The sequence below is a fragment of the Variovorax sp. GW821-FHT10D07 genome (genome assembly GCF_059415325.1).
In genome coordinates this window covers 1028032-1054254 of record NZ_JBWKMZ010000001.1, presented here as the reverse complement: position 1 = coordinate 1054254, position 26223 = coordinate 1028032, and the positions used below count along the sequence as shown (strand labels likewise).

General features: G+C 71.1%; 27 protein-coding genes. 12 read left to right on the top strand and 15 right to left on the bottom strand.

Going from position 1 to position 26223, the window contains the following annotated elements; all coding sequences use genetic code 11:
* Positions 1-3 precede the first annotated feature (3 nt).
* From AC07PU_RS04750 to AC07PU_RS04740, 3 genes are all read right to left on the bottom strand, one after another.
* Complete coding sequence (locus tag AC07PU_RS04750) at positions 4-186, bottom strand: hypothetical protein (RefSeq protein WP_495315665.1); 183 nt, start codon at positions 184-186, stop codon at positions 4-6.
* A complete protein-coding gene (locus AC07PU_RS04745; protein ID WP_495315663.1) occupies positions 183-350 on the bottom strand; it encodes a hypothetical protein in 168 nt (55 codons plus the stop codon). Before AC07PU_RS04745 ends, AC07PU_RS04750 begins: the two co-directional genes overlap by 4 nt.
* A gap of 160 nt (positions 351-510) precedes the next feature.
* Complete coding sequence (locus AC07PU_RS04740; RefSeq protein ID WP_495315661.1) at positions 511-1263, bottom strand: SDR family oxidoreductase; 753 nt, start codon at positions 1261-1263, stop codon at positions 511-513.
* Positions 1264-1364: 101 nt separating this feature from the next.
* Here AC07PU_RS04740 and AC07PU_RS04735 point away from each other — a divergent pair, with 101 nt between their 5' ends.
* A complete protein-coding gene (locus tag AC07PU_RS04735; RefSeq protein WP_495315659.1) occupies positions 1365-2291 on the top strand; it encodes an AraC family transcriptional regulator in 927 nt (308 codons plus the stop codon).
* 9 nt (positions 2292-2300) lie between these two features.
* Here the strand turns inward: AC07PU_RS04735 and AC07PU_RS04730 are convergent, their stop codons facing one another.
* From AC07PU_RS04730 to AC07PU_RS04700, 7 genes are read right to left on the bottom strand one after another with little or no spacing between them, the layout of a single operon-like run.
* Entirely contained in the window at positions 2301-3437 is a 1137-nt protein-coding gene (locus AC07PU_RS04730; RefSeq protein WP_495315657.1) for a 2-methylaconitate cis-trans isomerase PrpF family protein, read from the bottom strand.
* 3 nt (positions 3438-3440) lie between these two features.
* Positions 3441-4439 (bottom strand): Bug family tripartite tricarboxylate transporter substrate binding protein, encoded by a 999-nt coding sequence (locus AC07PU_RS04725; protein WP_495315655.1) that lies wholly within the window; start codon positions 4437-4439, stop codon positions 3441-3443.
* A gap of 38 nt (positions 4440-4477) precedes the next feature.
* On the bottom strand, positions 4478-5659 hold the full coding sequence (locus AC07PU_RS04720; RefSeq protein WP_495315653.1) for a 2-methylaconitate cis-trans isomerase PrpF family protein: 1182 nt from the start codon (positions 5657-5659) through the stop codon (positions 4478-4480).
* Positions 5660-5663: 4 nt separating this feature from the next.
* Positions 5664-6647 carry a tripartite tricarboxylate transporter substrate binding protein gene (locus tag AC07PU_RS04715; RefSeq protein ID WP_495315651.1) on the bottom strand — a complete coding sequence of 328 codons (984 nt, stop codon included), beginning with the start codon at positions 6645-6647 and terminating at the stop codon, positions 5664-5666.
* Between the two features lie 19 nt (positions 6648-6666).
* Positions 6667-7293 (bottom strand): 3-isopropylmalate dehydratase small subunit, encoded by a 627-nt coding sequence (gene leuD / locus AC07PU_RS04710; protein ID WP_495315649.1) that lies wholly within the window; start codon positions 7291-7293, stop codon positions 6667-6669.
* Positions 7294-7295: 2 nt separating this feature from the next.
* On the bottom strand, positions 7296-8714 hold the full coding sequence (gene leuC / locus AC07PU_RS04705) for a 3-isopropylmalate dehydratase large subunit (RefSeq protein ID WP_495315647.1): 1419 nt from the start codon (positions 8712-8714) through the stop codon (positions 7296-7298).
* Positions 8715-8719: 5 nt separating this feature from the next.
* On the bottom strand, positions 8720-9583 hold the full coding sequence (locus AC07PU_RS04700; protein WP_296779856.1) for an isocitrate lyase/PEP mutase family protein: 864 nt from the start codon (positions 9581-9583) through the stop codon (positions 8720-8722).
* A gap of 135 nt (positions 9584-9718) precedes the next feature.
* Here AC07PU_RS04700 and AC07PU_RS04695 point away from each other — a divergent pair, with 135 nt between their 5' ends.
* Together AC07PU_RS04695 and AC07PU_RS04690 are read left to right on the top strand one after the other, a co-directional pair.
* Entirely contained in the window at positions 9719-10522 is an 804-nt protein-coding gene (locus AC07PU_RS04695) for a GntR family transcriptional regulator (protein WP_495315645.1), read from the top strand.
* 4 nt (positions 10523-10526) lie between these two features.
* Entirely contained in the window at positions 10527-11327 is an 801-nt protein-coding gene (locus AC07PU_RS04690) for an aminoglycoside phosphotransferase family protein (protein ID WP_495315643.1), read from the top strand.
* 39 nt (positions 11328-11366) lie between these two features.
* Here the strand turns inward: AC07PU_RS04690 and AC07PU_RS04685 are convergent, their stop codons facing one another.
* The 5 genes from AC07PU_RS04685 to AC07PU_RS04665 form a co-directional block, all read right to left on the bottom strand.
* Positions 11367-11762, bottom strand: coding sequence for a VOC family protein (locus tag AC07PU_RS04685; protein ID WP_495315641.1), 396 nt, complete (start codon positions 11760-11762; stop codon positions 11367-11369).
* Positions 11759-13381 (bottom strand): FAD-dependent monooxygenase, encoded by a 1623-nt coding sequence (locus AC07PU_RS04680; RefSeq protein WP_495315639.1) that lies wholly within the window; start codon positions 13379-13381, stop codon positions 11759-11761. The genes AC07PU_RS04685 and AC07PU_RS04680 overlap by 4 nt, the downstream gene beginning before the upstream one ends.
* Before the next feature lie 61 nt (positions 13382-13442).
* Entirely contained in the window at positions 13443-14219 is a 777-nt protein-coding gene (locus AC07PU_RS04675; protein ID WP_495315637.1) for an alpha/beta fold hydrolase, read from the bottom strand.
* Between the two features lie 8 nt (positions 14220-14227).
* Positions 14228-15184, bottom strand: a complete 957-nt coding sequence (locus AC07PU_RS04670) for a tripartite tricarboxylate transporter substrate binding protein (protein ID WP_495315635.1) — start codon at positions 15182-15184, stop codon at positions 14228-14230.
* Positions 15185-15335: 151 nt separating this feature from the next.
* Positions 15336-16259 (bottom strand): LysR family transcriptional regulator, encoded by a 924-nt coding sequence (locus AC07PU_RS04665; RefSeq protein WP_495315633.1) that lies wholly within the window; start codon positions 16257-16259, stop codon positions 15336-15338.
* An 84-nt stretch (positions 16260-16343) separates the two neighbouring features.
* On the opposite strand from AC07PU_RS04665, the gene AC07PU_RS04660 reads away from it, so the two are divergent.
* The 9 genes from AC07PU_RS04660 (at position 16344) to AC07PU_RS04620 (ending at position 26169) form a co-directional block, all read left to right on the top strand.
* Positions 16344-17597 carry a cation:proton antiporter gene (locus AC07PU_RS04660; RefSeq protein ID WP_495315631.1) on the top strand — a complete coding sequence of 418 codons (1254 nt, stop codon included), beginning with the start codon at positions 16344-16346 and terminating at the stop codon, positions 17595-17597.
* A 153-nt stretch (positions 17598-17750) separates the two neighbouring features.
* The gene (locus AC07PU_RS04655) at positions 17751-18896 is read left to right on the top strand and encodes a transporter substrate-binding domain-containing protein (protein ID WP_495315629.1); all 1146 of its coding nucleotides are present in this window, start codon (positions 17751-17753) and stop codon (positions 18894-18896) included.
* Between the two features lie 16 nt (positions 18897-18912).
* Positions 18913-19512: an ANTAR domain-containing response regulator gene (locus AC07PU_RS04650; protein ID WP_208510227.1), complete on the top strand. Its 600-nt coding sequence runs from the start codon at positions 18913-18915 to the stop codon at positions 19510-19512.
* Positions 19513-19771: 259 nt separating this feature from the next.
* Complete coding sequence (locus tag AC07PU_RS04645; RefSeq protein ID WP_495315626.1) at positions 19772-21019, top strand: transporter substrate-binding domain-containing protein; 1248 nt, start codon at positions 19772-19774, stop codon at positions 21017-21019.
* A gap of 76 nt (positions 21020-21095) precedes the next feature.
* Entirely contained in the window at positions 21096-21989 is an 894-nt protein-coding gene (gene urtB / locus AC07PU_RS04640; protein WP_057591911.1) for an urea ABC transporter permease subunit UrtB, read from the top strand.
* A gap of 5 nt (positions 21990-21994) precedes the next feature.
* Positions 21995-23110 (top strand): urea ABC transporter permease subunit UrtC, encoded by a 1116-nt coding sequence (urtC, locus tag AC07PU_RS04635; RefSeq protein WP_203207383.1) that lies wholly within the window; start codon positions 21995-21997, stop codon positions 23108-23110.
* Entirely contained in the window at positions 23107-23877 is a 771-nt protein-coding gene (gene urtD / locus AC07PU_RS04630) for an urea ABC transporter ATP-binding protein UrtD (RefSeq protein ID WP_495315623.1), read from the top strand. The genes urtC and urtD overlap by 4 nt, the downstream gene beginning before the upstream one ends.
* The gene (locus tag AC07PU_RS04625; protein ID WP_495315621.1) at positions 23871-24563 is read left to right on the top strand and encodes an ATP-binding cassette domain-containing protein; all 693 of its coding nucleotides are present in this window, start codon (positions 23871-23873) and stop codon (positions 24561-24563) included. Before urtD ends, AC07PU_RS04625 begins: the two co-directional genes overlap by 7 nt.
* A 64-nt stretch (positions 24564-24627) precedes the next feature.
* Entirely contained in the window at positions 24628-26169 is a 1542-nt protein-coding gene (locus AC07PU_RS04620) for an amidase (RefSeq protein WP_495315619.1), read from the top strand.
* Positions 26170-26223: the final 54 nt, after the last annotated feature.

The window sequence follows — 26223 nt, the reverse complement described above, 5'->3', positions numbered from 1 at the left end:
GCCTCAACCCGACGGCAGCAGCAGCTCCAGCACGGCCACCGCCACGCCGCCCAACGCGCACAGCCCGCTGCTGACCCGCAGCGCCCTGACATCGCGTGCTTCGCAGCCTTGCCGCCGGGCGGCCCATGCGGCATAGCCGATGCCCGCCGCGAGCACCAGCCCCATCCAGCCGCCCGCGCCGATCATCGGGCACCTCGCCGATGCGCGGGCGCGAACGACGGCTGCATGCGGTAGTCGAGCCGAACGAGGCCCGGTGTGACCGCTATGCGGCGAAACAGGAAGGGATTCGGCATCGGCTGCGCGCGCAGCGCTCGATGGATGGTCCGCAGGACCCGAAGAAGCTCGGCCATGGCAACACCTCGACAAGGTTGCAGGGCCGTCCCTCAATGTGCGTCAGCGCCGAAGTCGTCCTCGGCGCGTCTCGATGCCGTGCGCATCGAGCGCGCCGAGGATAGCAGCCGCATCCGCGATGTCGCGCGAATCGGCCTTCATGTCGAACGGTTATGCGGTTCAACGCGCCTCGGCCGCCCAGGCGACGGCATCGGCGCCGGCCGGGATGCGCATCGGCGCCGCGGGATCGGTGGCCGCGCGCCACACGGCCTCGGCGACGTCGAGCGCATGGGTGGTCGGGGCGGAAGTGTCCTGGAACTGGGCGAAGACTTTCTGCGCGAGCTCCGCATAGTCCTCATGATCGAAGCCCGCCATGTTCGGCCGCGCGTTGTCGCCGAAGCGCGTTTCGGGCGAGCGGCCCGGCAGCACCAGTCGCAGCCGCACGCCCAGCGGCTCGAGCTCGATCGCCATCGACTCGGTGAAGGCATTGACCGCCATCTTGCTCGCGCGGTAGGCCGCGATCAGCGGCAGCGCCTTCAGCGTCACGCTCGAGGTGACGTTGACCACCACGCCCGCGCGGCGCTGCCGGAACTGGGGCAGCACCGCCTGCATCAGCGCGAGGGTGCCGAAGGTGTTGGTCTCGAAGAGCTGGCGCACGGTGGCCAGCGGCGTGAGTTCGGCCGGCGAGGCCGCGCCGAAGCCCGCATTGTTGACGAGCACGTCGATGGCGCCGGCCTCCTCCACGGCGCGCTCGATGCTGCGTGGATCGGTGACGTCGAGCGCGAGCACGCGCAGGCGCGGCGATGCGGGCAGCAGGTCGGTGCGCGGGGTGCGCATGGTGGCGACGACCTGCCAGTCGCGGTCGAGGAAATAGCGCGCGGTTTCGAGGCCGAAGCCCGAGGAGCAGCCGGTGATGAGAACGGTCCGGGTCATGGAGATCCTTGAGAAGGGGAGTGATCGATGCCTGACGATAGGCCGCGAGGGCCGGACTTGCTACGATCCCGAGTCCGAGTCTCATCAGGAATCGTCCGAACATGGTGGATCCCCTGGCCGAAGTGGTCATGCTGCTGCGGCCGAGCGCGCGCTTCTCCAAGCGCGTGTTCGGCGCCAGCCCCTGGCGCATCGAGCGCTCCGATGCGGGCGAACCCTTCTACTGCGTGATCCTCGAGGGCGGCTGCCGCCTCACGGTCGACCGGGGCGAGGCGATCGAGCTGCAATCGGGCGACTTCGTGCTGGTGCCCGCGGCCCGGCACATCGCGCTCTGCAGCCTCGAGCCGCCACCGCCGGGCGTGCAAACCGCGCCGCCGGTGCCGCTGGGCAATGGCGAGTTCAGGGTGGGCGATGCACAAGGCGCGATCGACCTGCGCATGCTCGCGGGCCACTGCAGCTTCGATTCGCCCGATGCCTCGCTGCTGGTGTCGCTGCTGCCGCGCTTCGTGCATGTGCGCGGCGACGAGCGGCTGGCGATGCTGGTGCAGTTCGTGCGCGAGGAGTCGCGCGAGCAGCGGCCGGCGCGCGAGGTGGTGCTGGCGCGGCTGCTGGAACTGCTGCTGATCGAGGCGCTGCGCTCCACCGGCGGAACCAACGCCTCGTCGGGGCTGGCGCGCGGCCTCGCCGAGCCGCGCCTCGCGGCCGCGATCCGCGCGATGCACGAGCGCCCGGCGCAGGACTGGACGGTGGCCGAACTCGCGCACGAGGCCGCGCTCTCGCGCTCGACCTTCTTCGAGCGCTTCGGCCGCACGGTCGGCGTGGCGCCGATGGAATACCTGCTGGCCTGGCGCATGGCGCTCGCGAAGGACCTGCTGCGGCGCAACGCGGGCAGCGTGGCCGAGATCGCACAGCGCGTGGGCTACAACGCCGCGAACACCTTCAGCAGCGCCTTCGCGCGGCACGTCGGGCTGCCGCCGACGCGGTATGCGCGCGAGCACGCGGGCCTCGCGCAGGTGCCGGACGGCGCCTGAGCGCTTTGTCTACGCCATGTCGATCGGCACGTAGACCACGCCCTCCATCAACTGCCGCGCCGTGCGCTGAAGACCCAGCGCCGTGAATTCCGGCAACGCTGCGCCGGGCCGCGTCGCCACCTTGACCGCCATCACGCCCAGCGGATGCCCGATGCGCAGCACCTCGCCGCGCAAGCGGTCGCCCGTGGCCGCATGGACCAGCGTGCCCGGAATGCGCGAGGCCGCCGCGGTGCAGATCGACCCCGTGCCCGCCATGCTGTCGTGGCACTTGCCGAGGAACACGAGGCGCGCGCGCAGATCGCTGTCCTCGTGCCCGGCCGGTGCCACGATCACGGCCAGCGGCAGGCCCGGCAGATGCACGTCGCGCCAATGCGCGTAGAGCCCGATGCGCTCGCCGGCCCTGGCCTGGATCTCGCCGATGGTCTCGATCAGCGCGCGGTCGCCGCCGATTGCAGTCGGCAGCTCGTCGCCGTGGAGCCCGAGCGACTCGGCCGCGATGAAGACGCAGGGCGTGGCCGCATCGACGATCGAGACCTGCACCTCGCGTCCGTCCTCCAGCGTGATCGCGTCGACCGGCTGGCCCGTCGGCAACAGGCGGCCCGTCTTGGCACCGAGCGTGTCGGTGTAGTCCATGAGGATCTCGGCCCCGGTGCCCGGGACGCCCGCGATGGCGCAGTCGCCCGTCACGCGCGCCTTGCCGTCGCGCACCTGCACGCGCGCGACCAGCACGGTGCCCGTGTTCGTGTTGTGGATGCGCACCACGGTCAGCGGCTCGACCGCCTCGACCAGCCCCTCGTCGACCGCGAACGGCCCCACGGCCGAGGAGATGTTGCCGCAGTTGGCGTCGTAGCCGACCAGGTCGCGCTCCACGTCGCATTGCGCGAAGGTGTAGTCCACGTCGGCATCGGGCCGTGTCGACGGGCCGATCAGCGCCACCTTGGAGGTCACCAGCCGCGAGCCGCCCATGCCGTCGATCTGCAGCGGGTCGGGCGTGCCCATGGCGCGCTTGAGGAAGGCGTCGCGCGCCGGGCCCGGCGGCGGCACGTGGCGCAGGTGGAAGAACAGCGCCTTGCTGGTGCCGCCGCGCATCAGCACGCAGGGCACGCCATGCTGTTCGCCGAAGGTGCTGGGGTCGTCATGCGCCATGGCTTACTCCGGCGTGACACCAGCGGCGCGCGCGGCCTCGCCCCACTTGCGGTTCTCGGCGATCAGGAAGGCCTTGAGCTGCTCGGGCGACCCGCCCTCGAGCTCGCTGCCCGAGGTCTCGGCCGAACGGATCACGTCGGGGCGGCGCTGCGCCTGGAGCAGGGCCTTGTTGAGCTTCTCGACCACGGCGGGCGGCGTGGCGGCCGGGGCCAGCACGGCGGTCCACGACGCGACCTCGAAGCCCGGATAGCCCTGCTCGGCGATGGTGGGAACCTGCGGCAGTTCCTTGTAGCGGCCCTTGCTCGACACGCCGAGCACCTTGAGCTTGCCCTGGCGCACCTGCGGCAGCACCAGTCCGCCCGCGTCCATCATCACGTCGATCTGGCTGCCGATGAGGTCGGTGAGCGCGGCCGACGAACCCTTGTAGGGCACGTGCACGATGTCGGCGCCGGCCGCCTTCTTGAGCATCTCCATCGCGAGGTTGGCCGTGATGCCGCGCCCGCCCGAACCGTAGTTGAGCTTGCCCGGATGGGCCTTGGCATAGGCCACGAGGTCGGCCAGCGTGTGGAAGGGCGAGGCCGCCGGCACCACCACGTAGAGCCGGCCCACGCCGTTGAGCATGACGGGCGCGAAGTCCTTGACCGGGTCGTAGCCGGGCTTGGCGTAGATCGAGGGATTGATGGCCAGCTGGCCCGAGGTGCCCAGCAGCAGCGTGTAGCCGTCGGGCGCCGCGTTGCGCACGTCCTGCGCGCCGAGGATGCCGTTGGCGCCTGCCTTGTTGTCGACGAACACCGGCTTGCCGAGGATCTCGGTGAGCGCGATCGACAGGGCGCGCGCGCCGGTGTCCACGGTCTGCCCTGGCGGATAGCCGACGACGATGCGGATCGGCCGCGAGGGATAGCCGTCGCCTTGCGCCCATGCGAACGAGGGCACGAGCGACGCGGTGGTGGCCGCGGCCGCGCACTGCCCGAGGAAGCGGCGGCGAGAGGGGTTCGAATGCATGAAGTCTCCTTGGAATGTGTTCGGGGATCGGGGACGGCTCAGGCCGGGTCCAGCACCGACCGCGGCGCCCAGGCCGTGCCGTCCATCAGGCGGCGCGCCGTGCGCGCGAAGCCCAGCGCCTCGAAGGCCAGCGGTCGCGAGGCCTCGCAGCGCCCCTGGACATCGACGCGCATCGCGCCGAGCGGATGGCCGATGTGCAGGCTGTCGGGCACGACGCGTTCGCCGATGCCGCGCGCCGCCGCATGCACCACCGAGCCCTCGACGCTCGCGCAGGCGGCGGTGCAGATCGCGCCCGTGCCCGCCATGCTCTCGTGGCAACGGCCGTAGAACACCAGCCGCGCGCACAGGTCGACCTGCGCGGCCGCTACGGTGCGGCCCTGCGCATCGGCATAGGCGGTGGGCGGCGCGACGATCACGACCAGCGGCAGCGCGGGCGACACGCTGTCGGCCTCGCGCCAGTGGTCGCACAGGCCGAGCAGGGCGGCCGCGCGCGCACGCAGCGCCTTCAAGGTCGACAGCAACGCGGCATCGGCATCGATCGCTTTCGGCAGCTCGGTGCCCGAGAGGCCCAGGGCATCGGCCGCGACGAAGACGCAGGGATTGCCGACGTCGCAGAGGCTGACCTCGAAGCGCCGCCCGTCGTCGAGCGCGATCTCGTCGCGCGCATGGCCCGTGGGCATGCCGCGGCCGGTCTTGGCGCCGATGGTGGCGCGGTAGTCCATGAAGATCCGCGCGCCGGTGCCGGGCACGCCGGGAATCGCGAAGTCGCCGTGCACGCACGCATGGCCATCGGCCACGGGCACGTGCGCCACCAGCAGCTTGCCGGTGTTCGTGTTGTGGATGCGCACGCGCGCCACGGGGCCTTCGGCGGGCACCAGCCCGGCATCGATCGCGAACGGCCCCACGCCCGCCGAGATGTTGCCGCAGTTGCTCGTGAAGACCACGCGGCCCTCGCCCGGCGGCACGATGCCGTAGGTGTAGTCCACGTCGGCCTCGGGATGCGTGGGCGGCCCGATGATCGCGAGCTTGGCCGTGACCAGCCGAGAGCCGCCGAGGCCGTCGATCTGCAGCAGGTCGTGCGCGCCGAGCAGCGCCATCAGCAGGCGGTCGCGCCGCGCGCCCGCAGGCGGCAGGTCGGCGGCGTTGAAGTAGAGGCCCTTGCTGGTGCCGCCGCGCAGCACGGTGCACGGCACGCCGACCTGTTCGCCCATGATTTGCATCGCCTCAGTCCTCGAGCGGGAAGCGCTTGACCAGCGCAGCGAGGCGCGCATCGTCCTCGCGGATCATGGTTTCGAAGGCGGCCGGGCTGGTGAAGGCCGGCTCCGCCCCCGCGACCGCCAGGGCTTCGCGCACATGGGCGTCCTTGCCGGCTTCGCGCGTGGCATCGGCGATGGCGCGCGCGATCGCGGCCGGCGTTCCCTTGGGCGCGAACACGCCGTACCAGGTCACCGAATAGGAGTCGGGCCAGCCGGCCTCGAGGCTGGTCGGCACCTCGGGCAGCGCCTGCGCGCGATGCTCGCCGTTGGTCACGAGGATGCGCACGCGCCCGGCCTTGTGCAGCGGCATCGCGGCCGTGATGCCGGTGAAGGCCATCGTGAGATTGCCCGAGACCAGGTCGCCCACGATCGGTGAGGTGCCTTTGTAGTTGACGACCGCGAGGTCGCGCAGTTGGTAGTCGGCCGCGAACTTCTGCGCCCGCACCTTGGAGCTGTTCTCGCCGCTGCCCGCGTTGCAGGGCCTGGTGCGGCAATGGGCGATGAGCTCGGGCAGGGTCTTGAAGGGCAGGGTGGCCGTCATCACCAGCGCCGTCGGCGAGGTCGCCACCGCGGTCACGGGCGTGAGCCGGGTCACGGGGTCGATCGCCTTGAGGCTGCGCTGGTACTTCATCAGCAGCAGCGAGGGCACCTGGAACAGCAGCGTGTAGCCGTCGGGCGCGGCCTCGATCACGCGCCGGGTGCCGATCAGGCCGTCGGCGCCGCCGAGGTTCTCGACCAGCACCGGCTGCTTCCACAGCACCGACAGCCGGCTCGCGACGGCGCGCGCGGTGGCGTCGGTGCCGCCGCCGGGGTTGTAGGGCACGACCAGCGTGACCGGGCGTTGGGGCGCCCAGGCGGTCTGGGCCTGGGCCGTGGCGGCGCCGAGGCCGCAGGCCGCGCAGAGCGCGGGCAGCCAGTGGCGTGCCAGCGAGCGAAGGGATGTGTCGAACATGAAAGGCGGTCTCCGGTGGTCAGGATTGCGGCACGGCGGCCGCCGGCCAGGCCCAGGGGCGGGCCGCGCGGTCGCGCGCCTGCCAGGCATCGACGGCACCGCGCAGCTTGAGCGTGCGGCCGATGTCGTCGAGCCCTTCGAGCAGGGCTTCGCGGCGCAGCGGATCGACCTCGAAGGGCAGCTCGCCGCCGTCGGGCAGCGCGATGCGCTGCGTGCGCAGGTCGACCTGCCACGGCCCGTCGGCGCTGCAGGCCGCATGGGCATGCGCGAGTTCGGCCGGTGCGAGGCGGATCGGCAGCACGCCGTTCTGGAAGCAGTTGGCGTGAAAGATGTCGCCGAAGCTCTCGGCGATCACGCAGCGGATGCCGCGCGCGAGCAGTGCCCACACGGCGCCCTCGCGCGACGATCCGCAGCCGAAGTTGCGGCCGGCCACCAGGATCGGTGCCTCGCGCCAGCGCGGCTGGTTGAGCACGAAGTCCGGGTCTTCGCTGCCGTCGGCGCGACAGCGCAGCGCCTCGAAGGCCCACGGGCCGAGCTCGCCGCGCGCGAGGCTGGTGAGGCGCTCGATGCGCACGATCAGGTCGGTGTCGACGTTGTCGATGGAAAGCGGCGCCGCGGCGCCGCGCAGGAGGGTGAAGGGCTGCATGTTCAAAGGCTCCGTGGATCGGCGATGGCGCCGGCCAGCGCGGCCGCGACGGCGCTGGCCGGGCTGGCGAGGTGGGTGCGCGCGCCCGGGCCCTGGCGGCCGACGAAGTTGCGGTTCGAGGTCGAGACCACGCGCTCGCCCGGTGCCGCCTGTTCGCCGTTGGCGGCCACGCACATGCTGCAGCCCGGCTCGCGCCATTCGAAGCCGGCTTCGCGGAACAGCCGGTCCAGGCCTTCGCGTTCGGCCGCGCGCTTGACGTTCTCCGAGCCCGGCACCACCCAGGCCCGCACATGCGAGGCCACGCGGCGGCCGCGCAGCAGGGCCGCGGCCTCGCGCAGGTCCGACAGCCGGGAGTTGGTGCACGAGCCGATGAACACGCGGTCCACGCGCTGGCCCTGCAGCGGCGCGCCGGCCGCGAGCCCCATGTAGTCGAGCGCGCCCTGCCAGGCCTGGCGCTGCGAGGCATCGGTGGCATCGGCGGGATCGGGAATGCGCGCGTCGATCGCGATCGCATGCTCCGGGCTCGTGCCCCAGGTCAGCGTCGGCGCCACGGCGCTCGCGTCGATCCGCGCCTCGTGCGCGTAGACCGCGCCGGGGTCGCTCGGAAGGCTGCGCCACCAGGCGGCGGCTTCGGCGAAGCGCGCCTCGGGCGGCGCGAAGTCGCGTCCGCGCAGATAGGCCTCGGTCTTCTCGTCGGGCGCCACCATGCCGATGCGCGCGCCCAGTTCGATCGAGAGATTGCACAGCGTCATGCGCTGCTCGATCTCCATCGCACGCACCGCCTCGCCGGCGTACTCCACCGCGAAGCCCGTGCCGGCGCTGGCACCGAGCCGCGCGATCATCGCGAGCGCGAGGTCCTTGGCGCCCACGCCGGCACCAGGCAGTCCGTCGAAGTGCACGCGCAGGGTGCGCGGCCGGCGCAGCACCAGCGTCTGGCTCGCGAGCGCATGCGTGACCTCGGACGAACCCACGCCGAAGGCGATCGCCCCGAGGGCACCGTTGGTGCAGGTGTGGCTGTCGCCGCAGATCAGCGTCATGCCGGGCTGCACGATGCCGAGTTCCGGTCCCATCACATGCACGATGCCCTGGCCGGGCTGCCCCAGGTCGAACAGCCGGATGCCGGCACCGCGCGTGAGCAGCTTGAGGCCCTGGTACAGATGCACGCCGCCCGCGAAGCTCTGGCCGGTGCGGCCCGGCGCGCTCGAGACGGCATGGTCGGGCGTGGCGAAGGCCAGCTCGGGGTTGCGCACCGGCAGGCCGCGCTCGGCCAGCTCGCGCAGCCCGGCGGTGCCCGAGAGGTCGTGCAGCAGGTGGCGGTCGATGTGCAGCAGGTCCCAGCCGTCGGGCAGGGGCTGGACCACGTGTGCGTCCCAGACCTTGTCGAACAGCGTGCGCGGCGCGGTGGTGGAGGAGGTCGTCATGGCCGTCATTCCGCCGCCTGGAAGCGCGTGCGCAGCGCATCCCATTCCGCGGCGCCCAGGCGCCGGAAGCGCTCGGCCACGCCGGGCGCATGGGCCGAGCTCGGCGGCTGGCCCGTGCTGCGCAAGGCAGACAGTGCCTGTTCGCAGGCCGAGGCCGCGGCGCCGATCAGCAGGCTCGGCAGGATCGCGAGGCGATAGCCCATCTGCTGCGCCGTCGCGAGGTCCAGGTCGGGCGTCTTGCCGCCGCGCACGATGTTGAGCAGGCATGGCCCCTCCACGCGCCGCGGGATCGCGGCCAGTTCCTCCATCGACTGCGCGGCCTCGACGAACACCATGTCGGCACCGGCGGCCAGCGCCTCGCGTGCGCGTTCCACCGCCTCGTCGAGCCCGAGCATCGCGCGCGCGTCGGTGCGCGCGATCACCAGGAAGGCCGGGTCGCGCCGGGCCGCGAGGGCGGCGCGGATCTTGGCGACGAACTGGTCGCGCGGGATCACCTCCTTGCCGTCGAGGTGGCCGCAGCGCTTGGGCGCGACCTGGTCCTCGATGTGCAGCCCGGCCACGCCGCGCATCTCGTACTCGCGCACGGTGCGCGTCACGTTGAGTTCGTTGCCGTAGCCGGTGTCGGCATCGGCGATGACCGGCACGCCGACCGAGCGCGCCAGCACGCCCGCGGCCTCGGCCATCTCGTTCATCGACAGCAGGCCGTAGTCGGGAAAGCCGCGCGCCGCCGAGGCGCCGGCGCCGGTCATGTAGACGCAGGCGAAGCCGGCCGCCTCGACCATCTTCGCGGTCATGCCGTCATAGGCGCCGGGGGCGACGACGAGTTCGGGACGGGAGAGCAGCTGGCGCAGGTCGTGGGCGGTGGTCATGGGACGAGGCATCGAAGTGATTTAGTAATGACATCATAATGCTATAACCTTTCGACGTTGTTAGGGTATGCCTGAATGGGCGGGCACAATCGGCCGAACGCGCGGGCGGCCCGCGCCGCCGAAGCAATGCTCTCCATGGACACACCGAACCCTTCCCAACTGCGCCGCGAACCCGGCACCGCGCTGCACCGGCAGCTCTTCATGGTGCTGCGCGACCAGATCGCCCAGGGCGCCTACCGCGTGGGCGAGCTGATTCCGGCCGAGGACGCGCTGTGCGCCCAGTTCGACGTCTCGCGCATCACCGTGCGGCGCGCGGTGTCGGACCTGGAGCACCTGGGACTGGTCGAGAAGCGGCCGGGCCGCGGCACCTTCGTGCGCGCCGTGCCGCGCGCGCAGCGCCCGCAGCCTTCGTTCGGCCTGATCGAGTCGCTGGGCCGGCAGGCGCGCGAGACCGAGGTGACCGTGCTCAAGGTCGAGACGGCCCTCGCGCCGCCGACGGTGGCGCAGCAGCTGCAGCTGGAGGCGGGCGCGGTCGCCGTTCACGCGGTGCGCCTGCGTTCGGCGCATGGCACGCCGATGATGGTCACCGATGCCTGGGTGCCGCAGGAAGTCGGCCGGCACGTGACCGCCTCCGAGTTGCAGAAGCGCGCGCTGTTCGAGATCCTGATGGCCGAGGGCATCAAGTTCGGCCGCGTGATCCAGGAAGTGACCGCCGTCGCGGCCGACCCGGTGCTCGCGGGCCTTCTGCGCGTGGACCTCGGCGCGCCGCTGGTGCGGCTGGTGCGCCTGCTGCACGACCGGCGCAAGCGGCCGGTGCAGTACATCACCATCCATTTCACGGGCGAGCGCAGCCGCGTGCTGATGGAGGTGCCGGCGGAGGCGGTGAACACGATGGGGGCGGGGCAGATCGTGCATGACCTGGAGCTGCCGCCGGGCTGAGCCCATGTTCGAACCCTACCTGCAGCGCTGGGACCTGGTCCCCGACGGCGAACCCTTCTCCTCGTTGAGCGGCCATCTGTTGCCGGTCCGCGCACGCGGCCTGCCGGCCATGCTCAAGCTCTCGCACCAGCCCGAGGAGATGGCCGGTGCGGCGCTGATGGCCTGGTGGGACGGTCAGGGCGCGGCGGCCGTGCTGGCGCAGGCCGGCGAAGCGCTGCTGATGGCGCGCGCCCAGGGCACGGCGTCGCTGGCGCGGATGGCCAGGGACGGGCAGGACGACGAGGCGACGCGCATCCTCTGTGAGGTCGCGACGCGCCTGCACGCCCCGCGCGACAAGCCGCTGCCGCCGCTGGTCCCGCTGACGCGCTGGTTCGCCTCGCTGTGCGCTGAAGGCGCCGGCCACGCGGGCGTGCTCGGTGCATCGGCGCGCACCGCGCGGGCGTTGCTGGCCGCGCCGCGCGAGGCCAGCGTGCTGCATGGCGACATCCACCACGGCAACGTGCTCGACTTCGGCGCCGAGGGCTGGCTCGCGATCGATCCCAAGGGGCTGGTCGGCGAGCGCGGCTTCGATGTCGCGAACATCTTCTGCAACCCCGACGACGCGACCGCGCTCGCGCCGGGCCGTTTCGAGCGGCGGCTGGCCATCGTGGCCAAGGCCGCGGACATCGAGCGCGAGCGCCTGCTGCAATGGGTGCTCGCCTGGGCCGGCCTGTCGTCGGTCTGGATGATCGAGGACGGCGACGAGCCCGGCGGCACGCTCGAGGTCGCCAGGCAAGCGGCCGCGGCGCTCGGCATCGCGCATTGAGGCGCCTTCGGCCGGGGCCGCCGAAGAGGGCGGTGCCCGCTACCCGGCCTCGAGATCCAGGTCGAAATTCAGCTCGACCTTGAGCCCGAGCGGATCGCTGAGGAAGACCTGGTGCAGCGAGGTCCCGGTCAACGGCGTTTCGATGAAGGGCACCTTTGCCGCGCGCAGCGCCTGCCGCGTGGCTTCGAGGCCGCGCGCCTTCAGGGCCACGTGATCGAAGGGGCCGCACTCCCGCGCCGGCGACACCGTCCGCAGCGCGTTGAGATGCACGATCGCGTGCCCGTCGGCATACAGCCAGTAGCCCGGATGACGCAGCGCGGGGCGGTGCCCCTCCTTCAGCCCCAGCGTGCCCACGTAGAAGTCGTGCAGCGCGGGCAGGTCCTCGACCGCGCAGCCGACCGTGAAGTGATGGATGGCGCTGACTTCCATGCTCATGCGGCGCTCCCGGGCGCCGCCGCGCCGCGGCACAGGATGGCGTTCATGACCTCCTGCAGCGCGGCGCGCGGGTCGTCGGCGCCCGATGGCGAGCGCCAGGTCACATGGCCGTCGGGCCGCACGAGGACCGCGCCGTCTTCGCGCAGGCCATAGGCCGCGAGCCAGTCGCCACCGTCCTCCTCGCGGATCTCGTCGCCGATGACGGCAGTGGCGACACTGGGCCCCTCGAGCCGGTCCGCGGCGGCCCGCCAGGCCGAGCCCGCGGGCGCGGTGAGCAGCACGAAGCCGCGGCCCAGCAGGTCGGTGGTCGAGAGCTTCCGCGAACCCTTGCGCAGCGCGACATGGGGCGCGCGGCAGCCGGGCGCGGCGCTCGGCACATAGGCCTCGATCGCGTCCGCGACGGGCGCGGGCTCTTCCTGCGACACGACCGCGCGCGATGCGTAGCGCGCGCCGAACACCAGGCCGATCTCGTTGAGGAACTCCTTGCGCGGCAGCACGGCCTCGGTCTGCCGCGCCGTGCGCCCCATCGACAGCGCGTTCAGCAGGCTGGTGTGGGTGACGGCCTCGCCGACCGGGCGGCGCTCGGCATCGTAGCTGTCGAGCAGCGCGTCGCCGGCCTCGCCGCGCAGCACCGCGGCCAGCTTCCATGCGAGGTTCTGCGCATCCTGCACGCCGGTGTTGAGGCCGAAGCCGCCGGTCGGCGGCATCTCGTGCGCGGCATCGCCGGCCAGGAACACCGGCCCCGCGCGGTAGCGCTCGGCCACCATCGCCGACGCCCTCCAGGCGCTGACGCCCAGGACCTCGACAGCGAGGTCGGCTACACCCACCGCGCGGCGCACGATCTCGGTGCTGAACGCGGGCGTGAACTGCTCGGGCGTGAAGCCGTAGTGCGACAGCGAGGTGACCAGGAAGCCCCAGCGGTCGCTGCCGTTGATCGTCAGAAAGGTGCCGCGCAATTCCGGCTGCTCGATCAGGTACAGCGCCGCCGGGCGCTCCGTGATCCACGGCGTGAGGTCGGCACGCAGGTGGATGTTGATGCTGTCGTAGACATCGGCTTCGCCGCGCCGGCCGATCCCGAGCTGCTGCCGGATGCGGCTCTGCGAGCCGTCGGCGGCGATCAGGTAGCGCGCGCGCACCTGTTCGCCGCGGCCCTCGGCATCCTCGATGCTGGCGGTCACGCCGTCGGCGTCGCAACTCAGTTCGCGCAGCGCGGTGCCGAAGCGAAGCCTGCCGGGACCGGCCGTCTCGGCCCGATGGCGCAGCACCGGCTCGAGGATGTCCTGCGAGCAGCCGCAGTTGCCGGCGATCGACAAGGCCTGGTTGGCCGCCGATCCGCGCCCGGGATGCAGCCGCTTGATCTCGCGGCCGGCCAGGCTCTCGGACCAGAGGATGGTGCCGCCGAAGCGATCGGGCATGGCGACGGCGCGGATCGCGTCCTCCAGATCGATCTGGCGGTACATCTCCATGGTGCGGGCATTGAGGGCCCGCGCCTTGGGAAGGATCGCGGTGCCCGGATGGCGCTCGACCAGCAGCGACTCGATGCCGAACAGCGACAGATACAGGGATGCGGTGAGGCCCACGGGACCGCCACCGACGACGAGGACCGGTACATCAATCATCGAACGAAGACTCCATGCGCCCTGCGGCGCGGAACGGGGGAAATGGAAAAGGAAATGGGGTTCACGCCAGGAACTCGCGCAGATGCAATGCGAGCGCCTCGGGGGCCTGGGCCGTGCCCAGGTGGCCCACGCCGGGCAGCAGCACCGAGCGCGTGTCGCGGATGTGCTGCGCCAGCGAGAACGTGAGCGCGGCCGGCACCACGCGATCGAGCTCGCCCGCGACGAGCAGCGTGGGCCGCTCGATCTCCGACAGCGCGAGCGGGGGCAGGTCGCCGACGACCGCGGCCCGGCGATCGGACCGCGCGGAGCGCGCCGGTGCCGCGGCGAAATGCGCCCTGAAGGCGGGATGCTCGGCCAGGAAGGGCGCGGGAAAGAACAGCGCCGCGAGCTGTTCGGCGCTCGCGGGCAGTTGCGCGCGCAGCACGGCGATCTCGTGCGCGACCTCGGCATTGGCTTGCGCGAGCGAAACGGGCAGGGGCCAGGTGCTCGCCAGCACGAGCCGGCGCACGGCCTTCGCATGGCGCACCGCGAAGACCTGCGCAACCCGGCCGCCGAACGAGGTGCCGAACACGAAGGCGCTCGCGTGCCCGAGGGCCTCGAGCAGTTGCATCGCATCGTCGGCGAGATCGATCAGCGTCGGTGTCCGCTCGGGGCCTGACGTGTCGCCGCAGTCGCGTTGGTCGTAGCGGATCACGGTGTAGCGGTCGCTCAGCGCCGGCAGGATGCGCGCGAACTGCCGGCGGCTGCCTTCGGCGCCATGCAGCATCAGCAGCGGCGGTCCTTCCCCCGCCACCTCGAAGGCGGTGCGGACGTCGCCGAGGTCGATGAATTCGGGCATGGCTGCTCCTAGCCGATCTGGATGTCGAGTGGCGGCAGCAGCCGGCGGTAGCGCCCGATCTCGGCCGTGACGTAGGCCCTGAACGGTTCGGGCGGCATCAGGTCGGGTTCGTCGCCGTTGTCGCGCATGTAGGCGATCAGCGCGGGCGTGCGCGCCGCCTTGACGATGGTGTCGTGCAGCGCATGCACCGCGTCGGGCGCCATCTTTCCGGGACCGAACAGGCCCGACCAGGCCGGGATGTCCTCGACCGTGAAGCCCTGCTCGGCAAAGGTGGCGACCTCGGGCAGCAGCGCCGAGCGCCGGCCGCCTGAGATCCCGAGCGCGCGCAGGCGGCCCGCGCGGATCTGCGAGCCCGCGGTCGACGGCGCGAGGAAGGCGCAGTCGACCGTGCCCGCCAGCAGGTCGTTGGTCGGCGAGCCCTTGAACGGCACGTGCAGCAGGTCCACGCCCACGCCCTTGCCGAAGAACACGCCCATCACGTGCGTGGTGTTGCCCACGCCCGAGGAGCCGAAGCTCAACTGGCCCGGCCTGGCCTTGGCGGCCGCCACGAACTCCGCGAGCGAGCGGTACGGCGACTTCTCGCCGACCAGCAGCGCGAAGCCCGAGGACAGCGCCAGCCGCGTGATGGGCAGCAGGTCCGCGACCGGGTCGAAGGGCAGCTTCTTGATCAGCACCGCGCTGGTGGTGTAGCCGCCCGTGGTGTAGAGCACGGTGTTGCCGTCGGGGCGCGAACGCGCCACGTCGACCGAGCCGAGCACGGTGCCGGCGCCGGGCTTGTTGTCGACGATGACGGTGCGCCCGCTGCTCTTGACGATCGCATCGCCCAGCACGCGTGCCGTCACGTCCGTGCCGCTGCCGGCCGAGAAGGGAACCACGATGCGAAGCGGCTCTTGCGCCCGCACCAGCGCCGGCGCGAAGGTGGCGGCCGCGGCCGCCCCGAGGAATGTTCTTCGATCACATGCCATCTGCTTGTCTCCGTTCTTGTGAAGTCCGGCGCGCCACCCGGTGGGCGGTGGCGGCAGCGGACGGCGCAAGATTAGGGACGCGCGCGGCGCAGGTCCAAGTGAATTTTCTGACCGCCCTCATAACGAAGCGGCATGGCCCGGCGCGGCCTGCTCAGGACAGCTGCGCGTTCGGCCACTTGCCTTCGCGCACGTGCCGCTCGATCACCGTGCGCAGCACGCCCATCACGCCTTCGGTGGCGCGCGACGCGGGACGGTCCGAGGCGCGCGCGAGCACGCGATGCAGGAACAGGCCGTCGATCGGAACGGCGCGCAGCCGCGACGCCGCCAGGTCCTCCTGGACCGCCGCCGCGAAATGGGCCGTGAGCCCGACGCCGTCGAGCACGAGCCGGCGCGCCACCTCGGCGGTCTCGACCTCGACCACGCGATGCAGCTCGAGCTTGGCGCGCGCGGCGGCCGCCTCGAGCTCGAGCCGCACGCCCGACTTCACGAGCCCGGTCATGATCAGCGGCACGCCGGCCAGGTCGCGCATCCGGATCTTCGGCTTGCGCAGCCGGGGGTCGTCGGGCAGGCCGATCAGGCAGATCTGTTCCTTCAGCAGCGGCAGGGTGCTCAGGTTCGATCGCTCGATGGGCTCGATCAGCAATGCGATGTCGACCTCGCCCTGCGCCAGCATGGTCTGCAGCGACGGCGCAAAGCCCTCGATGAAGCGCAGCCGGACTTCGGGCAGGTACTGGAGCACCGCCTTGGTCAGCAGCACCGTGAGCTGCTGCGCAAGACCGGGCGAGAGCCCGATGGCGACCGGCCCGCGAGGCTCCCGCTGCCGGGCCAGCAGGTCGGACTTGATCTGGTCGACGTAGCGCAGCAGGAACAGCGCCCGCTCGAGCAGCAGCCGCGCTTCGTCCGTCGGCGCCGCGCCGCGCGCGTGGCGCTCGAACAGCTGGACGCCCAGTTCCTCCTCGAGCAGGCGGATCTGCCGGCTCAGCGCCGGCTGCGTCACGTGCAGGATGCCCGCCGCCTTGCCGTAGTGCTGCTGGGTCGCGAGCGCGACGAAATAGCGGAGTTGCCTGAGGTCCATCGCGCTATCGTAGCCAGCGGGGGGCGGGAGCCGCGACGCCTCGGCATCGCTTCCGCGACACGGGGCCACGGTAGCATCCACCCCATGCTCCCCAGCCTGCTCTCGACCTTCGCCGACCTGATCCTCTTCATGGGCCTGTCCTGGGCCATCTGGCGCGCCCTCGGCCGCTCGGTGCCGATCGCGGTGCTGCCGATCATCATCGGCCTGCTGCTCGCGGCCACTGGCGTGCTGCCCAAGGCCGCGGGCATTCCGTCGGCGGGCGGCGACTTCATCGGCTGGATCGGCGTGCTGCTGCTGGCCTTCACCGCGGGGCTCGAAACGCGGCAGACGGTGCACCTGCCGGGCGCGACCGACCTGCCGCCGGCGCGGCCCGGCGAGACGTTGCGCTTCGTCGCCAGCGCGGTGATGGCGCTGCTGTTGCCGTTCGCGGTGGGCACGCTGGCCGCCAAGCTCTGGTTCAACCACCTGCCGGGCTGGAGTGCGCCGCATGGCGGGCAGTGGTGGGGCGCGCTGGCGATCGGCCTGTGCCTCGCCGTGAGTGCGCTGCCGGTGCTGATCGGCATCGTGCGCGAGCTCGGGCCGCTGCACCGGCCGCTGACGCGCATCGCGCTGCGCATCGCGGTGCTCGACGACGCGGTGCTCTGGATCGGCCTGGCGCTGCTGCTGCTCGCGGCCGAAGGGCAGGCGCTGCTCGCGGGCTCCTGGGTCAAGCCGGCCGCCGCGATCGCGCTGGCCGCGACGCTCGCGGGCATTGCCGCCGTCGCGCGCAAGGCGACGCGCGAACCACCGGCCTGGGCGATCTGGCTCGCGATGCCGCTGTTCCTCGCGGCCGGTGCCTGGTCGAGCTCGCAGCTGGGCCTGCACGAGCTGCTCGGTGCCTATTTCGCGGGCGCGATCGTGCCGGCGGCCTGGTCCCGGCGGCTGCCGGTGGAGCGGCTGGGCCAGTTCGCGCTGATTGGCCTGGCGCCGGTTTTCTTCGGCCACAGCGGGCTCAAGATCGACGGCAGCGTGCTGGGCTGGGCCTCGCTGCAGGCCTCGGTCACGCTGCTGGTGCTGGCGGTGGGGGCCAAGCTGGTGGCGGTGCTGGCGTGCTCGCCGGCCCAATGGCTGTCGCGGCGCGAGGCGCTCGCGGTGGGCACGCTGCTGCAATGCAAGGGGCTGATGGAGATCGTGGCCGCGACGATCCTGCGCGACAAGGGCTTGCTGTCGGAACATGCCTTCGCGGCGCTGGTCACGCTCGCGGTGCTGTCGACCTTGCTGACCGGGCCGGCCTTCCGCTGGATCGTGCGGCGCGTGGTGCCGATGGAGAACGCCAACGGCCGCTCGGCCTCCCACTGAAGCGCGGGGCTTCCGAAAAGACTTGCCTGCCGTGCACGCGGGACTGCTACAGTAGCGCGGACGACGCCGCAAGGCCTCGACATTGACATGGAGCAGTGAAGCTCCCAGCGGCCTTGAAGGCTGCTGGGGGCTTTTTTCATTGGGAGTCCAGACGTGACCGGATCCAAACCACAACCCTGGCGAGTCGGGGTGCTTTTCTCATCGACGGGCGTGACCGCGGCCGTCGAGCGCACGCAGCAGGCCGCGACCCTGCTCGCGATCGAGGAGGTCAACGCGAGCGGCGGGGTGCTCGGGCGCCCGATCGAGCCGGTGGTGCTCGACCCGGCCTCGCGGCCGCCGCGCTACCGCGAGCTGGCCAAGCAGCTGTGCGACCAGGCGGGCGTGGCGGTGATCTTCGGCTGCTACATGTCGAGCACGCGCAAGGCGGTGCTGCCGGTGGTCGAGGCGCATCGCGCGCTGCTGTTCTATCCCACGCTCTACGAGGGCTTCGAGTACTCGCCGAACTGCGTCTACACGGGCGCGGCGCCGAACCAGAACTCGGTGCAGCTGGTGCGCTACCTCACGAGCCATTTCGGCAAGCGGCTGTTCCTGATCGGCTCGGACTACGTCTACCCTTACGAGTCCAACCGGATCATCGCGGACCTGTTCCGCCAGGCCGGCGGCGAGGTGCTCGACGAGATGTACGTGCCGCTGCGCGTGGCCGACATCGACATGCCCAAGGTGATCCGGCGCATCGAGGCCGCGCAGCCCGACGTCGTCTACTCGACCGTGGTCGGCGACGGCATCGCGCGCTTCTACGAGGCCTACGGCGAGGCGGGCTTCGACCAGCAGACGCATCCGATCGCGAGCCAGTCGACGCAGGAGGCCGAGATCGCGCAGATGTCGGCACGCGCGGCCGCGGGCAGCATCACGGCGGCGCCGTACTTCTCGACCCTGCAGACGCCGGTCAACCTCCGGTTCGTCGCGGCCTGGCGCAAGCGCTTCGGCACCGGCCTGCCGATCACGGCCTGCGCGGAGTCGGCCTACTTCCAGGTGATGCTCTATGCGCAGACGCTGGAACGCGCGGGCAGCGACCGGCTCGAGGCGATGCTGCCGCACCTGCACGAGCACGAGTTCGATGCGCCGCAGGGCCGGGTGCGCATCGACCAGGAGAACCACCACACCTACCTCTGGCCGCGCGTGGCGCGCGTCGATGCGCAGGGCACGTTCCAGGTGGTGGACGATCCGGGCCTGCGCGTGAAGCCCGATCCCTACATGTACGAGAACCGGTTCGATCCGCTCGCGGGACGGCCGGCCTGAGGGAAGCGGAGGCGCCATGACCATTTCGCTGCTGCGCGAACTGCCCGAGCTCAAGATCGTCGTCGTCCATCCGCCGGACGAGGAGGGCGACGCCCTCGTCAGCCATCTGCGCCGCGTGGGCTGCATGGTCAGCATGGCCTGGCCCATGCCGGCCACCGTGCCGCCCAACGTCGACGTGCTGTTCCTGCTGGTGGAGGGCGAGTCGCGCCAGGCCACCGAAGCCCTGCTCAAGTCGATGCCGCGGCCCGAGCCGACGGTGATCGCGATCGTCAACTACGAGGACCCGACCACCCTGCAGCTGGTGCTCGAGAGCGCGGCCTTCGCGGTGGTGCAGAAGCCGATCAAGCCCTTCGGCCTGCTCGCGCATCTGGTGACCGCGCGCAGCCTGTGGGCCGAGCGCCAGGCGATGCTCAAGGAGAACCGCAAGCTGCGCCGCAAGATCACGAGCGACCAGGCCATGAGCCGCGCGAAGACGATCCTCATGGCCTCCAAGGGCATCAGCGAGGGCGAGGCCTACCAGGCGATCCGCGCGCAGGCGATGGCCAAGCGGCTGTCGATGGAACAGATCGCGAGTTCGATCATCAACATGGAAACCCTGTTGCACCCGGCGCCCTAACTCGCTAGCATGACTGCATCGAGTCGGTCCTCCGGCTCGGTGGTTGCATCCCCTTGATTCGTCAGGCGCCGATGCAGCCGGCACCGGGAACCATGTGTGTTCTCCGGTCCACCTGGCAATGAAGCCCACGCCGCGGTCCCCACCGCGTTGTGGGTTTTTTTTCGCCTGCGCCCGACAGTGCTGTCGGCTGGTTCCACCCATCGAGCTCTTCAACCATTCGTCAGCGCATGGTCGCTGCGTCACGTCCTGAGGTCCCATCATGTTGACAACCAACCGTCGCCACTTCCTCGCTTCCTCGGCTGCTTCCGCGGCCGCCCTCGCGTCGCCCGCGCTGATGCGCAGCGCCTACGCGGCCGACACCATCAAGGTCGGCGCGCTCTATTCGCAGACCGGTGGTCTCTCGATCGTCGAGAAGATGCTCGCCAACGGCGTGCGCATGGCCGTGGCCGAGATCAATGCCGCGGGCGGCGTGATGGGCCGCCAGGTCGAGGTGGTGCTCGAGGACGGCGCCTCCGACCCGAAGACCTTCAACGAGAAGGCCTCGAAGCTGATCACGCGCGACCGCATCGAGACCGTGTTCGGCTGCCACACCTCGGCCAGCCGCAAGGCGGTGCTGCCGGTGTTCGAGCGCCGCAACGCGATGCTGTTCTATCAAACGCACTACGAGGGCTTCGAGTGCTCGAAGAACGTGGTCTACAGCGGCGCGGTCGCCAACCAGCAGCTGGCCAACTACGTGCCGTGGATCGTCGAGAAGCTCGGCAAGAAGAAGTTCTTCATCGTCGGCTCCAACTACGTCTATCCGCGCGAGATGTCGAAGGTCAGCAAGAAGCTGATCGAGCAGTCGGGCGCCAAGTGGGTGGCCGACGAGTACCTCGAGCTCGGCCATTCGGAGTGGGCCTCGGTGGTGCGCAAGATCAAGGAGTCGGGCGCCGACGTGGTGCTCTCGCATGTGGTGGGCGATTCGCTCGTGGCCTTCTACCGCGAGTACAAGAACCAGGGCATGTCGCAGGCCGCGGTGCCGATCTGCGCCACCGTGATCAGCGAGATCGAGATCGCGGCCATGGGCGGCGAGTACGCGGCCGGCAGCTACACCTCGGTGCCGTACTTCATGTCGATCGACACGCCGGCCAACAAGTCCTTCATCGAGCGCTACCGCAAGTTCGTCAACGACCCCAAGGCCGTGACCTACCACTCGCTCGAGGCCGCCTACTTCCAGGTCTTCCTCTGGAAGCAGGCGGTGGAGGCCGGCAAGGCCACCACGGCCGACGCCATCCGCGCCAACATCGGCGGCCAGAGCTACGACGCGCCCGGCGGCAAGGTGCGCATCGATCCCGAGAGCCTGCATGCCTGGGTCACGCCGCGCATCGGCCAGTGGCAGGCCGACGGCCAGAGCAAGGTGGTCGACGCCAGCCCGCAGCCGGTGCGGCCGCTGCCGTACTTCGCCTACGGCGAGACCGACGCAAACTTGATCTGCAAGCGCAACGGCGCCGCGCCGGTGAAGGCCTGAAAAAGGCCTGAACAGCCGGCCGCGGGCGCGGCGGCAACCGCCGCGCCCGCACTCACCCTCAAGAGAAAGACTTCCGATGTTGGACGTACTCCTGATCGGGCTCAGCATGGGCTCGATTCTTCTGCTGGCCGCGCTCGGCCTGGTCATCATCTACGGCGCGATGGGCGTGGTGAACATGGCGCACGGCGAGATGATCATGGTCGGCGCCTATGCCGCGGTGCTGGCGCAGATCTGGCTCGGGCTCGGGCTGTTCGCCGCGATCCCGATCGCCTTCGTGGTCGCGGCCGCGCTGGGCCTGCTGATCGAACGCTGCGTGGTGCGGCGCCTCTACGGCCGGCTCGGCGACACGCTGCTCGCCACCTGGGGCGTGGCGATCCTGGTGCAGCAGGCGGTGCGGCTCGAAGGCGGCCTGGCCTTCTTCGGCATCCACATCGAAGGGTTGGGGCCGGGGCTGCAGAACATGCCGATCCCCGCCGTGCTGCAGGGCGCGGTGATGGTCGGCGACACGCCGATCAATGCCTACCGCGCCTTCATCGTGGCCTGCACCGTGGTGCTGACCTTCGCGACCTGGCTGCTGCTCTACCGCACGCGCATCGGCATGCAGGTGCGTGCCATCATCCGCAACCCGCGCATGGCCGCGGCCTGCGGCATCGACGTGCAGCGCGTCAACGCCTGGACCTTCGCCTTCGGCGCCGGCCTGGCCGGCATCACCGGCGTGCTGGTGGCGGGCTTCAAGACCGTCTCGCCCGACATGGGCACGGCACTCGTGGTCGACAGCTTCCTGGTGGTGGTCTCGGGCGGCGTCGGCAGCCTGCTCGGCGCGGTCGTCACCTCGATCGGCCTCGGCGAGGTCACGGGCGTGGTGGCGGCGGTCAGCAACGACATCCTTGCGCGCGCGGTGGTGTTCGGCCTGGTGATCCTGCTGATCGTGGTGCGGCCGCAGGGCCTCTTCTCGTTCAAGGGGCGGTGAGCGGCATGGGCACTCCTCTGGACCGGCGCGCGACCTTCGCCGCCTACGCACTCTTCCTGGCCCTGGTCGCGCTGGCACCGCTGGTGCTCGACGGCTTCTGGCTCAACCGGCTCGCCAAGTACCTGGTGTTCGGCATGCTCGGCATCGCCGTCGCCATGAGCTGGGGCTATGCCGGCATCCTGAACCTGGGGCAGGGGCTGTTCTTCGGCCTCGGCGCCTACATGCTCGCCATGTCGCTGAAGATGGCCAGCCCCACCAGCCTGCAGCATGGCGGTGCCAACCCGGTGCCGGACTTCATGCTGTCGAACGCGCAGCCCGGTGCCACCGTCGACCTGTGCTGCATCAACCCGGGCGCCTTCCTGTGGCAGCCGTTCCAGTCGCAGGGGTTCGGCCTCGCCATGGGCCTGCTGCTGCCGGCGCTGGTGGCCTTCGTGCTCGGCGCGCTGCTGTTCCGCAAGCGCATCGCGGGCGTGTTCGTCTCGATCGTCACGCTGGCCCTGGTGCTGCTGGTGCGCCTGCTGCTGGTCGACGCGCAGCCGATCACCAACGGCTTCAACGGGCTGTCGGACCTGGCCTGGCTGCGCATCGCGGGGCACGAGCTCGATCCCTACGGCGTGTCGACCTACTACCTGGTCGCGGGCGTGCTCGCCGTGGTGCTGGTCGGCGCGCGCGCGTTGCTCGCCACGCGCGCCGGCGTGATCCTGCGCGCCACCTCGGGCGATCCGCAGCGCGCGCGCTACCTGGGTTTCGACGTGGCGCACTACCAGACCTTCTTCTTCGCGCTGTCGGCGGCCATCGCCGCGGTGGCCGGGATGCTCTACGTGGTGGTGGCCGAGTTCGCCTCGCCCACCTTCATGGACCTGAGCTTCTCGATCACCATGGTGGTGTGGGCCGCGGTGGGCGGGCGCGCCTCGCTGCTGGGCGCGTGCATCGGCGCGATCCTGATCAACATGCTCGAGGCCACGGCGAGCGAGACCCAGTCGCTGGTCGAAGCCTGGCGCGTGATCGTGGGGCTGACCTTCGTGCTGGTGGTGCTGTACCTGCCCAAGGGCATGGCGGGCTGGGCGCACGAGCTGCTCGAGCGCATCGGCCAGCGCCGTGCTGGCGGAGGTGCGCCATGAGCGACATCGCACTCGAACTGCATGCGCTGGGCGTGAGCTTCGGCGGCTTCAAGGCGGTGGACGGCGTGTCGCTGCGCGTGGCCGAGGGCGAGCTGCGCGTGCTGCTGGGCGCCAACGGCGCCGGCAAGACCACGTTGATGGACCTGATCTCGGGCAAGACGCGCAGCACCGAGGGCCGGGTCGAGCTGTACGGGCGCGACCTCACGAACTGGCCCGAGTACCGGATCGCGCGCGCGGGCATCGGCCGCAAGTTCCAGATCCCGAGCGTGTTCCGCGAGCTCACGGTGCGCCACAACCTCTGCGTGGCCGCGAGCCGCGAGCCCTCGATCCTGCGCAACCTGCGCTGGGGCTTCGGGCGCGAGACCGACCGCCGCGTCGACGAGATCCTGGCGCTGGCCGGCCTGGAGGAGGTGCAGCAGCAACAGGCCGGCGACCTGAGCCACGGCCAGACGCAGTGGCTGGAGCTGGGCCTGCTGATCGCGCAGCAGCCGAAGGTGATCCTGCTCGATGAACCCACGGCCGGCATGACGGCCGGCGAGACGCGCAAGACCGCGCAGATCCTCAAGAGCCTGCGCGGGCGCCACACCATCCTGGTGGTGGAGCACGACATGGCCTTCGTGCGCGACATCGCCGAGCGCATCACCGTGCTGCACCTGGGCCGCGTGCTGGCCGAGGGCAGCGTCGCCGAGATCGAACGCGATGCGCGCGTGCGGCAGGCCTACCTGGGATCCCACGCCATTTCCCACACCACTGCATCAACATGCTGACACTCGCCAACGTCGACAGCTACTACGGCCGCAGCCACGCGCTGCAGGACGTGAGCCTCGCCATCCCGAAGGGGAAGATCACCGCCATCCTCGGGCGCAACGGCATGGGCAAGACCACGCTGCTGCGCACCCTGATGGGCAGCATGGTGCGCGCCACGGGCCGCATCGAACTCGACGGCCTGCGCATCGACGGGCTGCCCACGCACCTGCGCGCGCGCGGCGGCATCGCCTACGTGCCGCAGGGGCGCGAGATCATCCCGGACTTCAGCGTGCGCCAGAACATCCTGATGGGTGCCTTCTCGGGCCGCGGGCCGCGCGCGATCCCGCCGCTGGCGCTCGAGCTGTTCCCGTACCTGGCGGCCAACCTCGACCGGCCCGGCGGCGTGCTGTCGGGCGGCCAGCAGCAGCAGCTCGCGCTGGCGCGCGCCCTCGCGGCGCAGCCCAGCGTGATGCTGCTCGACGAGCCCAACGAGGGCATCCAGCCCTCGGTGGTGCAGGAGATCGAGGCCGCGATCGCGCGCATGAACCGCGAGCTCGGCCTGACGATGGTGCTGGTCGAGCAGAACATCGACTTCGTGCGCCGCGTGGCCAGCGGCTTCGCCATGTTCGAGAAGGGAACCATCGTCGAGAGCGGTCCCATCGAGCAGCTGAGCGACGAGATCATCGATCGCCACATGACCTTCTGACTTCCCCCCATTTTTTTTCTTCTTTCTCTCTTCATTCACCGCATTCACGAGGAGTTTCTTCGCCATGAGCCAGACCCCCCCCGCCATCGACCTCGCCACGCTGACCGTCGACACCGTGCAGGAAGGCTTTCGCAACGGCAGTTTCACGGCCGAGTCGCTCGCGCGCGCCTGCCTCGCGCAGATCGAGACCTGGAACGGGCGTTACAACGCCATCATCTTCCTCAACGACGAGGCCATCGACGATGCGCGCGCCATCGACCGCCGGCGCGCGGCCGGCGAGGCGCTCGGCCCGCTCGCGGGCGTGCCCGTGGTCGTCAAGGACCCGATGGACATGGTCGGCTTCCCGACCACGGCCGGCTGGTCGCTGCTGCACGGCAAGAGCGGCGGCGTCGACCTGATGCCCGCCACCGACGCCCCCGTGGTGGCGCGCATGCGCGCGGCCGGCGCCGTCATCCTCGGCAAGACCAACGTGCCGGTGCTGAGCCACACCGGCACCCATGCCGACGACAGCTGGGCCGGCCCCACGCTCAACGTGGCGCTGCCCGATCGCGTGCCCGGCGGCAGCAGCGCGGGCACGGCCACCGCGGTCGGCGCCAGCATGGCCGTGCTGGGCCTGGCCGAGGAGACCGGCGGCTCGATCCAGAACCCGGCCTCGGCGCAGGACCTGGTCGGCATCAAGCCCACCATCGGCCTGGTGCCCAATGCGGGCGTGATGCCGCTGTCGGGCAACCGCGACGTGGTGGGCCCGATCGCGCGTACCGTGAAGGACGCGGCGCTGTGCCTCGACGTGCTCGCGGGCTACTCGCCGGAAGATCCGAAGACCTTGGCCGGCGTCGGCAAGAAGCCCGTGGGCGGCTACACCGCGCAGTTCGGCAGCCGCAACCTCGCGGGCGCGCGCATCGGCCTGTACGGCCCGGGCTGGCGCGCCCAGCCGCTGTCGGCCGAGGCGAGCGAACTCTATGCGCGCGCCGCGAAGGAACTCGTGCAGCGCGGCGCGGTGCTGGTCGACGATCCCTTCGCCGACACCGGCTTCGCGCAGCTGCGCCAGCCCACGCTGCCGCTCACGAACTTCGATGCGCGCGGCATGGAGTCGGTGCCCTACGACCTGCAGAAGTACCTCGAGCGGCTGGGCCCCGACGCGGCGCTCAAGTCCTTCGCCGATTTCGCGAAGGCGACCGAGAAGGAATCGGCCTTCGCGCCCGGCGGCGTGCTGAGCTACCTGCACAACCTGCCGCAGTTCGCGGCCGCGCTCAAGTCGCCGGGCACGCCGCCCGACCTGTCGGACTTCATCGCGCTCAAGGAGGCCTACCTGCGCATCGTCGACGCGGTGTTCGCGCGCGAGCGGCTCGATGCACTGGTGTTCCCGCAGATGCGCGAGGAGCTGCCGGTCACGCGCGGCGGCACGATCCAGGAGACCACGGTGGGCGAGCTCAACATCGCGGGCCTGCCGGCCGTGACGGTGCCCGCGGGCTACTACGCCTCGGGCGCGCCCTTCGGCCTGCTGTTCGTCGGGCCGCTGTGGAGCGAGGCAACCCTGCTCGCGCTGGCGCACGACTACGAGACGGCGACGCGGCATCGCAAGGCGCCGCGGCTCGCGGCCGCCTGAGCGCAGCGTACGGAGCGGCGTCTCCGTACTTTCCCGGGCGATGTATAGCTCTGC

Excerpts from the sequence above, each read along its gene's own strand:
- AC07PU_RS04750 (WP_495315665.1), bottom strand. The coding sequence starts at position 186 with ATGATCGGCGCGGGCGGCTGGATGGGGCTGGTGCTCGCGGCGGGCATC.
- AC07PU_RS04745 (WP_495315663.1), bottom strand. The coding sequence starts at position 350 with ATGGCCGAGCTTCTTCGGGTCCTGCGGACCATCCATCGAGCGCTGCGC.
- AC07PU_RS04740 (WP_495315661.1), bottom strand. The coding sequence starts at position 1,263 with ATGACCCGGACCGTTCTCATCACCGGCTGCTCCTCGGGCTTCGGCCTC.
- AC07PU_RS04735 (WP_495315659.1), top strand. The coding sequence starts at position 1,365 with ATGGTGGATCCCCTGGCCGAAGTGGTCATGCTGCTGCGGCCGAGCGCG.
- AC07PU_RS04730 (WP_495315657.1), bottom strand. The coding sequence starts at position 3,437 with ATGGCGCATGACGACCCCAGCACCTTCGGCGAACAGCATGGCGTGCCC.
- AC07PU_RS04725 (WP_495315655.1), bottom strand. The coding sequence starts at position 4,439 with ATGCATTCGAACCCCTCTCGCCGCCGCTTCCTCGGGCAGTGCGCGGCC.
- AC07PU_RS04720 (WP_495315653.1), bottom strand. The coding sequence starts at position 5,659 with ATGCAAATCATGGGCGAACAGGTCGGCGTGCCGTGCACCGTGCTGCGC.
- AC07PU_RS04715 (WP_495315651.1), bottom strand. The coding sequence starts at position 6,647 with ATGTTCGACACATCCCTTCGCTCGCTGGCACGCCACTGGCTGCCCGCG.
- leuD (WP_495315649.1), bottom strand. The coding sequence starts at position 7,293 with ATGCAGCCCTTCACCCTCCTGCGCGGCGCCGCGGCGCCGCTTTCCATC.
- leuC (WP_495315647.1), bottom strand. The coding sequence starts at position 8,714 with ATGACGACCTCCTCCACCACCGCGCCGCGCACGCTGTTCGACAAGGTC.
- AC07PU_RS04700 (WP_296779856.1), bottom strand. The coding sequence starts at position 9,583 with ATGACCACCGCCCACGACCTGCGCCAGCTGCTCTCCCGTCCCGAACTC.
- AC07PU_RS04695 (WP_495315645.1), top strand. The coding sequence starts at position 9,719 with ATGGACACACCGAACCCTTCCCAACTGCGCCGCGAACCCGGCACCGCG.
- AC07PU_RS04690 (WP_495315643.1), top strand. The coding sequence starts at position 10,527 with ATGTTCGAACCCTACCTGCAGCGCTGGGACCTGGTCCCCGACGGCGAA.
- AC07PU_RS04685 (WP_495315641.1), bottom strand. The coding sequence starts at position 11,762 with ATGAGCATGGAAGTCAGCGCCATCCATCACTTCACGGTCGGCTGCGCG.
- AC07PU_RS04680 (WP_495315639.1), bottom strand. The coding sequence starts at position 13,381 with ATGATTGATGTACCGGTCCTCGTCGTCGGTGGCGGTCCCGTGGGCCTC.
- AC07PU_RS04675 (WP_495315637.1), bottom strand. The coding sequence starts at position 14,219 with ATGCCCGAATTCATCGACCTCGGCGACGTCCGCACCGCCTTCGAGGTG.
- AC07PU_RS04670 (WP_495315635.1), bottom strand. The coding sequence starts at position 15,184 with ATGGCATGTGATCGAAGAACATTCCTCGGGGCGGCCGCGGCCGCCACC.
- AC07PU_RS04665 (WP_495315633.1), bottom strand. The coding sequence starts at position 16,259 with ATGGACCTCAGGCAACTCCGCTATTTCGTCGCGCTCGCGACCCAGCAG.
- AC07PU_RS04660 (WP_495315631.1), top strand. The coding sequence starts at position 16,344 with ATGCTCCCCAGCCTGCTCTCGACCTTCGCCGACCTGATCCTCTTCATG.
- AC07PU_RS04650 (WP_208510227.1), top strand. The coding sequence starts at position 18,913 with ATGACCATTTCGCTGCTGCGCGAACTGCCCGAGCTCAAGATCGTCGTC.
- AC07PU_RS04645 (WP_495315626.1), top strand. The coding sequence starts at position 19,772 with ATGTTGACAACCAACCGTCGCCACTTCCTCGCTTCCTCGGCTGCTTCC.
- urtB (WP_057591911.1), top strand. The coding sequence starts at position 21,096 with ATGTTGGACGTACTCCTGATCGGGCTCAGCATGGGCTCGATTCTTCTG.
- urtC (WP_203207383.1), top strand. The coding sequence starts at position 21,995 with ATGGGCACTCCTCTGGACCGGCGCGCGACCTTCGCCGCCTACGCACTC.
- urtD (WP_495315623.1), top strand. The coding sequence starts at position 23,107 with ATGAGCGACATCGCACTCGAACTGCATGCGCTGGGCGTGAGCTTCGGC.
- AC07PU_RS04625 (WP_495315621.1), top strand. The coding sequence starts at position 23,871 with ATGCTGACACTCGCCAACGTCGACAGCTACTACGGCCGCAGCCACGCG.
- AC07PU_RS04620 (WP_495315619.1), top strand. The coding sequence starts at position 24,628 with ATGAGCCAGACCCCCCCCGCCATCGACCTCGCCACGCTGACCGTCGAC.